We start from the raw sequence: 6462 nt of genomic DNA, 5'->3' as shown, positions 1-6462 counted from the left end.
GGGGCACCGCCCCTCTAGCATCATTATCCCTTTGGTTCAGGGAGTAGCTGATCCTAGGCGCTTGGGGCCGAAGAGGATCAAATCTATGTCAAAACATCGAGTGTGGTGCTTATGTCTGTTGATCATGGAAAACGATTTATCATTGTAGTATAGTTGAATAAATGGTAAAAGAAGGTGGATGAGTTCTAATGCATTATCATTTCACTGTTGTATTATTTCTGGCCGCTGTTATTCAACTGATTCTGGATATAACGATCCGAAAAACAGACGAGAAGATATCAGACACGGATGGTATTGTCCCGTACAGGTGGTTCTTCGTTATTGCAGCAATTGTAATCATTTTGTCAGCTATTTATGTTAAAGAACCTCCTTATCATTATGTTTGGGTAGGTGTATTACTTGCCCTAGTGTTCGGTGTCCGAGCCCTATTCGAATGGAGATACATTCGCAGTTCTCAAAAGCATATGATTTCTCTATCGATGATGGCCTTATCTGTCATTGGTACAATTCTTTACGTTTTTATACAGTTCCAGTGATTAAGATTCGCCATATATAACAAAACGCCAAGTACAGTAAAAAACCGCACAATTGTGCGGTTTTTTTATGGCATTAGGAAGCGGAGATCCAAGTCCTCGTCGAGTCGATGCATGCGCCAATGACCAGCAGGAGTAAATGATAGTGTTGCGTGATGTCCTTTTGACAATAATAGTTAGCTTGAATATAATTGCTTCAACAACTATAATGATGGTGATCATTAAAATGCAGGAAGGAACGGAGTTTTATATGACGAACGAGCATCGCGAGCAGGAATTGGCGGTCGGCTTCATCATGGGCATGACTTACCGGAGAATCGCTGCTTTGCTGCAGCATCGGATCAAGGACTATGATGTTACGCCGGAGCAGTGGTCCGTCCTTTATCAGATCGATCAGGCTGAGGGGTTGATTCAGAAAGAGATTGCGGATCGCTGCGGCAAGGACAAACCAACCACGACGCGAATTCTCGACCTTCTGGAGAGCAAGGGTTTGATTTACAAAGAGACAGGCAAGCAGGACAGGAGATCGTTTGTCGTGTTCAGCACGGAACGCGGGAAGGCGCTCATCCGGGAAACGCTGCCCATCGAGAAAGGGATCACGGACGAAGTGAAGCGCTGCATGTCTGATGAAGAGTATCGCATTCTGCTAGACCTGCTGGATCGAATCCATCGGCATATCGGGGAGCAGCTGGAGCGGCGGGAATCGTAGTTTTTGCAACTATTTAGAGATGATATAGATCGTAGAGAGTGGGAGAAATGTAATGCAATCGAATACTAAGCGTGAGCCATTATGGACGGGATCGTTTATTTCGTTAACGGTCTCTTCTTTTTTGTTGTTTTTAAATTTGCACATGTTGTTGTCCTCGTTTTCCTCTTATGTCAAAAATGAGCTATCCGCCACGGACCTGCAGGTCAGTCTGGTCACCAGCGTCTTTGCCGCTTCGGCTATTGCCACGCGCTTTATGGCTGCGGTACTGCTCAAGCGGATGTCTTCGAACCGTCTGCTGTTCATCGGTCTGATCATTTCAGCAGCAGCAACAGCGCTGAGCAGCCTGCCCGGTTCTGTCGAGGGGCTGCTGATCATTCGCGTGGGGTATGGCATTGGCTTCGGCATTGCCAGTACGATTCTGCCCACGCTGGTATCCCAGATGATTCCGCTGCGGCGGATGGGGGAAGGCATCGGTTATTTCGGATTATCGACCAGTATGGCCATGTCCGTTGGTCCGATGATCGGTTTAAACGTCATGGGGGAGTTTGGTTTCGGTACCCTGACGCTGGCAGGTTCCGCTGTCGTCCTGATGATGCTTCCCCTTCTCTTGCTGACGCGGGCCTTGCCGCCTTCTTCCCGAAGTTCAGCGCGGGATAAGGCGAGGGCAGACGCAGCCATGGAACAGAAGCAGGAAGGAGATGGAGAAGCCCGCGGCTTTAACCGCAAGCTTTTGTTCCCGGCGTTATTAAATGTGATTTTGGCGATCACCTACAGCGGTTTGCTAAGCTTCATTGCGCTCTATGGAGAGATTGTCCATCTGCCGCAGGTAGGCCTGTTTTTCCTGTTCAACGCGATTACCATTATTGTGATCCGTCCGATATCCGGCCGAATTTTTGACAGCAGGGGGCATGCGGCCGTTCTGATTCCCGCTGCTGCAATGGTTGTCGCCAGCATGGTGGTTCTCTCTTTTACAACGACACTCGGGATGCTGATCGTGTCGGCTTTGCTCTATGGCCTTGGCTTTGGTGCGATTCAGCCAACGATTCAAGCCTGGATGATCCGCCGCAGTTCGCCTGAGCAGTATGGCGCGGCCAACAGTATGTTCTACAATTCCACCGACTTTGGCGTAGCCATCGGGGCGGTGCTTCTGGGAGCGATCGCTTCCGCTACGGACTATGCTGTCATGTATCGTTATTCCGCTGGATTCATGGGCTTGTTCATCATCATCTATCTGCTCGGCATGCTGGTATCAGCAGCACGCCAAGCGAGATCTCCAAAAGAGTATTGACCATAAATACAGGACTCATTGCTTGTCAACCGCCCTTTGTGGCGGTTTTTTCGTGTTTTCCACGAGCTTTGCAATATTTTTACACGATGACTGTCAAAGCATGCCTATGCCCCGGAAAGATATTAGGGTAGAATCAATATTTGAATGCCTTATAGCTTTATATTTATATAGTAGAAATTCGAAATTATTATATCAGGGAGAGGAGTACATACGTATGTCGCTAGTCAAAATCTCACAGCGCACGGCGATTCTATTGGAGCATGCGCGTAAATCCGGCCTGACGTCGGATGAACTGCTTGAGGCTGTTCGTTCAGAAGATCTGGCCCAATTGGCTGCCGCAGAGGCGGAGCATTTTCATTATGATGAATGGATTCCTTACGCGAAGGAGCATGGTGAGGATCTGGAGAAAGCCATTACGGATGGCTATCAGATTACATTCAACACGCGCAACGGCTTGAAAATGTGGCTGGAGGAGTCCTTTGGCATCAGCTCGGAGACGGATTTTACGGTCGGTGAAGGGGTGATTGAAGGGCTTCATCTTCAAGAAAATCAGCTGACCCGTCTGAAAACGGCGCTTGCGGTCAACTGGCTGCTCGATGAAGAAGCTGCTCCTGGCGGATTTAAGGTGAAGCTGACGGTCAGAGGCCTTCAATAAATAGATGACAGAAGCCGCCCGATTCCTGAAACGGAATGGGACGGCTTTTCTTTTTTCTTATATTTACATCCGGCTAGGGGTGGGCATTCCAAGCACGTCCAAGGCTTCGGCCAACGTGTCCTTGAAGCGGGCGGTCAGCCAGAGACGGAGCTGAAGCACATCGCCGTCAGCTTTCAGAATCGGGCATGCAGCATAGAAATTATTGAACAGGGAAGCCAGCTCATAAGCGTAATTGCATATCATGTTAGGCGCAAGCTCCCGGCTTGCCGTATGCAGGGTATCCTGCCATGTGCTCATATGGCGAAGAAGTGCATGCTCAGCCTGTTCAAGTTCAGGGAACGTCTCAGGCAAGGCTGGGGTGACTCCGGATTGATGCGCTTTGTTCAATACGCTGAGCGAGCGGGCATAGGAATAGAGCAGGTAGACGCCGGTGTTGCCCGAAATTTCCGATGCTTGCTTCATATCGAATACGACTTCCGTTTGCAGGGCGAAGCGAAGCAGGTAGTAGCGAATCGAAGCGATGGCGATTTCTCTGCTGGACAGGCCGTTTTTGTCCGAGCGGCTCGTCTCGATGACCTGCTCCATCTGATCGATCAGATGGGCGATTTTAATGCCGACGCCTTGTCTGCCGGACATCGCGTAAGAAGATTTTCCATCCGAGACATCGATTCCGAGGTCGGCTGCTGCCGAAGGGCTGAGAGAGACGACGCCGTAGCTGACATGATGCAGCTTCTCAGCCTGCTCCGCATAGCCCAGACTTTCGAGTGCCTGCTTGACCATCGCCTGCGGATATTGCTGACGATAATCGATGACATTGATGACGATATCGGCTTTACCGAAGCTGTGTGGATTCCCGTGACGGCCCGTGCTCCACACGTCTCCCGTAAATTTTTGATACATAAAGTCTTTGTTGATCAGGCCGAACTTCCAGAGATGATAAGCGATGTCCTTGGCGGTGTATGTCAAAATCCCATTGGAACGCACCAGCACCTTCTCAGCGCTGAACTCTGACTCCGGAGATTCACTGTTTGCCTCGACTTCCTGCTTCAGTACCCAGCAGCCGGCCAGCTTGCCTGTCTGCTCCTGGTAGAAGTTCGGGGTGTGCTTTAGCTGCTCGAAGGCAGAGGACCAGAAGCCCTCGCGGACAATGCTGCTTTCCCATACCAGCAGGTCATAGTGGATGCCGAATTGTTTCATTTCCTCAAGATGTTCTTTCACGATTCGTTCCGCAACAAGCAGGCCCATCCAGGCAAGGTTGCCGTTGCCTTCTTCGAGCTCGTGAAGCACCTCGGTTCTTTTCTGTGCAAGCTCCGGCGTCGTGTCATATGCTTTGTTAGTCAGGGAGTAGATGTCCCAGCAGTAATCCCCGAACCGGCTATGCGCTTTCGCCAGCGGCGTATGCAGCAAACCGACCACGGTGTCGGCCAACTGGTTGCCGAGATCATCGATATAATTGTGGGCCTCGACACGGTACCCGGCTTTTTTCATCAGGCGGACGAGCGTGTCGCCGATACAGGCGTTTCTTAAATGGCCGATATGGGCGGACTTGTTGGGATTGATGGAGGTGTGTTCGATGACCACCTTCTCATCCGCTGTGGCTGGCAGCGCAAAACTCATGTCTGCCCAGGCGCGCCAATTGATACGCAGGTTGATGAAGCCGGGGGCGGCGATGTCGATCGTATGTATTACATGTTTGAAGGCGTCCTGTTTGTTTAATTCGTTCTTGATCGCCTCGGCGATGTGCAGCGGAGCCTGACGCAGATGCTTGGCAAGCTGCATGGCGATATTGGTGGAATAATCTCCATGCTCGATGTTCGCGGGCTGCTCGATCCGGGCGATGACCGACTCCGGTCGTGCTGTGCCGGCAGCGAGGCATACTTGGTCCAGCGCTTGCTCCAGTTCACGGATGATCCATTGACTCAGCATTGTAATATCCTCCTATGTCTAGATAAAATGTCGATCCTGAGGAGCGTCCGCATCCATGCAAAAAAGCCCCCATCTCCTAAGAGACGAGGGCTATGCTCGCGGTACCACTCTTGTTGTCAGACACGAGCTGTGTCTGACCGCTTCAATAACCTGTAACGGGGTAAGCCGGGACTTCCTACCACATAGTTCGGAAGACCATCTCCTGGGCCCGCTTCATCGACAGTCTTGTACCGGTTCCCACCTGCTCCGGCTCGCTTGGACTAAGGCTGGCGACTACTCTCCCAATCATAGAAATGTCGTGCTCAAGTTTTTCATAATTATAACCAATCTCCGTGAAAAATCAACAGCCCGTTTCTAATGGGGTTTAACAGCAGCTATTCTGAGCCGCTTGTAATCACCGTAGTAGCTATCCGCATGCCACAGATGGGCTTTAGCGATCTCGCTGATCCGTTGGAATGCTTGATGCCGCTCTTTCACAGAGAAATCGGTGAAGAAGCTGTCTCCGAACTGTTTCAGCCACACGAGGATTCCCTCTTCACCGCCAACCAGTTTAGTCGGACGGTCAAAATAGAATAGGGCGTTCACCCGAAAGCCTGCCATTTCCAATTGTGCTGCATATTCGCCAGGGCTGGGATAGTACCATGGGTTTCGGCTATCGGCATCGATTCCGTAATCGTCTGCGAGCACGGTTTTGATCGCCTGATAGATCTCTTCAATATTGCCCTTGCCGCCAAACTCGGCAACAAACCGCCCGCCTGGTTCAAGCGCCCCGTATATCGAATGTAAAGCTCCGGATGCATCTTGTACCCAGTGCAGAGCTGCGTTGGAGAATACCGCATCATAGCGGATGCTGGTCTGGAACTGCTCGGCATTGCCTTTGATAAAAGGGATGTTCGGGTAGTTTGCTCTGGCTTGCTGAAGCATTTCCGCGGAGTTGTCCATCCCGGTTACCTGCGCTCCGGCAGCTGCGATTTCGCTTGTCAGGGTACCGGTCCCGCATCCGAGGTCCAAAATTCGCTCTCCCTCTTTCGGTGCAAGCAGCGAGATAACATCCTTTCCGTACACTGTGTTAAAAGACATGTGGCTGTCATACTGCTCAGGCTTCCAAATCTGGCTTCTGGCCATGGACAAGACTCCTTTATATTTGGTGTTGTCGTTATTGTGGCATCTTTTTCTTATAATCGGAAATATATAATATCAATCGACCTTATAGTTTTAACCTATAAAAAATAGGATACGGCCGTACGGCCGACTGCGAAGCAGCGCTACCGAAGCGGATGCTCCGACGAACCCCATCTTGGGGTTCTCATCCCCACGGGACGCAAAAAACACCGCCAATTAGGCGGTGCTT

6 protein-coding genes and 1 other annotated feature are annotated in these 6462 nt (G+C 50.7%); of the genes, 4 read left to right on the top strand and 2 right to left on the bottom strand.

All coding sequences use genetic code 11. The features are described from left to right. The first annotated feature begins 188 nt into the window (after window positions 1–188). The 4 genes from CHH75_RS21770 (at window position 189) to CHH75_RS21755 (ending at window position 3185) form a co-directional block, all read left to right on the top strand. Window positions 189–536, top strand: a complete 348-nt coding sequence (locus tag CHH75_RS21770; RefSeq protein WP_095399143.1) for a DUF4181 domain-containing protein — start codon at window positions 189–191, stop codon at window positions 534–536. Window positions 537–741: 205 nt separating this feature from the next. After that, window positions 742–1242 carry a MarR family winged helix-turn-helix transcriptional regulator gene (locus tag CHH75_RS21765; RefSeq protein ID WP_255223094.1) on the top strand — a complete coding sequence of 167 codons (501 nt, stop codon included), beginning with the start codon at window positions 742–744 and terminating at the stop codon, window positions 1240–1242. Between the two features lie 52 nt (window positions 1243–1294). After that, window positions 1295–2530 (top strand): MFS transporter, encoded by a 1236-nt coding sequence (locus CHH75_RS21760; RefSeq protein WP_095399142.1) that lies wholly within the window; start codon window positions 1295–1297, stop codon window positions 2528–2530. Between the two features lie 214 nt (window positions 2531–2744). Beyond that, window positions 2745–3185 (top strand): hypothetical protein, encoded by a 441-nt coding sequence (locus CHH75_RS21755; RefSeq protein ID WP_095266971.1) that lies wholly within the window; start codon window positions 2745–2747, stop codon window positions 3183–3185. Window positions 3186–3248: 63 nt separating this feature from the next. Here CHH75_RS21755 and CHH75_RS21750 read toward each other — a convergent pair whose 3' ends face one another. Together CHH75_RS21750 and CHH75_RS21745 are read right to left on the bottom strand one after the other, a co-directional pair. Beyond that, the gene (locus CHH75_RS21750) at window positions 3249–5111 is read right to left on the bottom strand and encodes an arginine--tRNA ligase (protein WP_095399141.1); all 1863 of its coding nucleotides are present in this window, start codon (window positions 5109–5111) and stop codon (window positions 3249–3251) included. Between the two features lie 76 nt (window positions 5112–5187). Beyond that, window positions 5188–5409 (bottom strand) — a binding site (T-box leader). Window positions 5410–5465: 56 nt separating this feature from the next. Next, window positions 5466–6236, bottom strand: coding sequence for a class I SAM-dependent methyltransferase (locus tag CHH75_RS21745; RefSeq protein WP_095399140.1), 771 nt, complete (start codon window positions 6234–6236; stop codon window positions 5466–5468). Window positions 6237–6462: the final 226 nt, after the last annotated feature.

The sequence above is a fragment of the Paenibacillus sp. 7541 genome, from assembly GCF_002276395.1.
Taxonomy (GTDB): Bacteria; Bacillota; Bacilli; order Paenibacillales; family Paenibacillaceae; genus Paenibacillus_AQ; species Paenibacillus_AQ campinasensis.
The sequence above is the reverse complement of the archived record's forward strand: the minus strand, read 5'-3'. Positions and strand labels throughout refer to the sequence as shown.

What these genes read in the sequence shown, in the direction of transcription:
- CHH75_RS21770 (WP_095399143.1), top strand. Translation starts at nt 189, where the DNA reads ATGCATTATCATTTCACTGTTGTATTATTTCTGGCCGCTGTTATTCAA.
- CHH75_RS21745 (WP_095399140.1), bottom strand. Translation starts at nt 6,236, where the DNA reads ATGGCCAGAAGCCAGATTTGGAAGCCTGAGCAGTATGACAGCCACATG.
- CHH75_RS21765 (WP_255223094.1), top strand. Translation starts at nt 742, where the DNA reads ATGATGGTGATCATTAAAATGCAGGAAGGAACGGAGTTTTATATGACG.
- CHH75_RS21760 (WP_095399142.1), top strand. Translation starts at nt 1,295, where the DNA reads ATGCAATCGAATACTAAGCGTGAGCCATTATGGACGGGATCGTTTATT.
- CHH75_RS21750 (WP_095399141.1), bottom strand. Translation starts at nt 5,111, where the DNA reads ATGCTGAGTCAATGGATCATCCGTGAACTGGAGCAAGCGCTGGACCAA.
- CHH75_RS21755 (WP_095266971.1), top strand. Translation starts at nt 2,745, where the DNA reads ATGTCGCTAGTCAAAATCTCACAGCGCACGGCGATTCTATTGGAGCAT.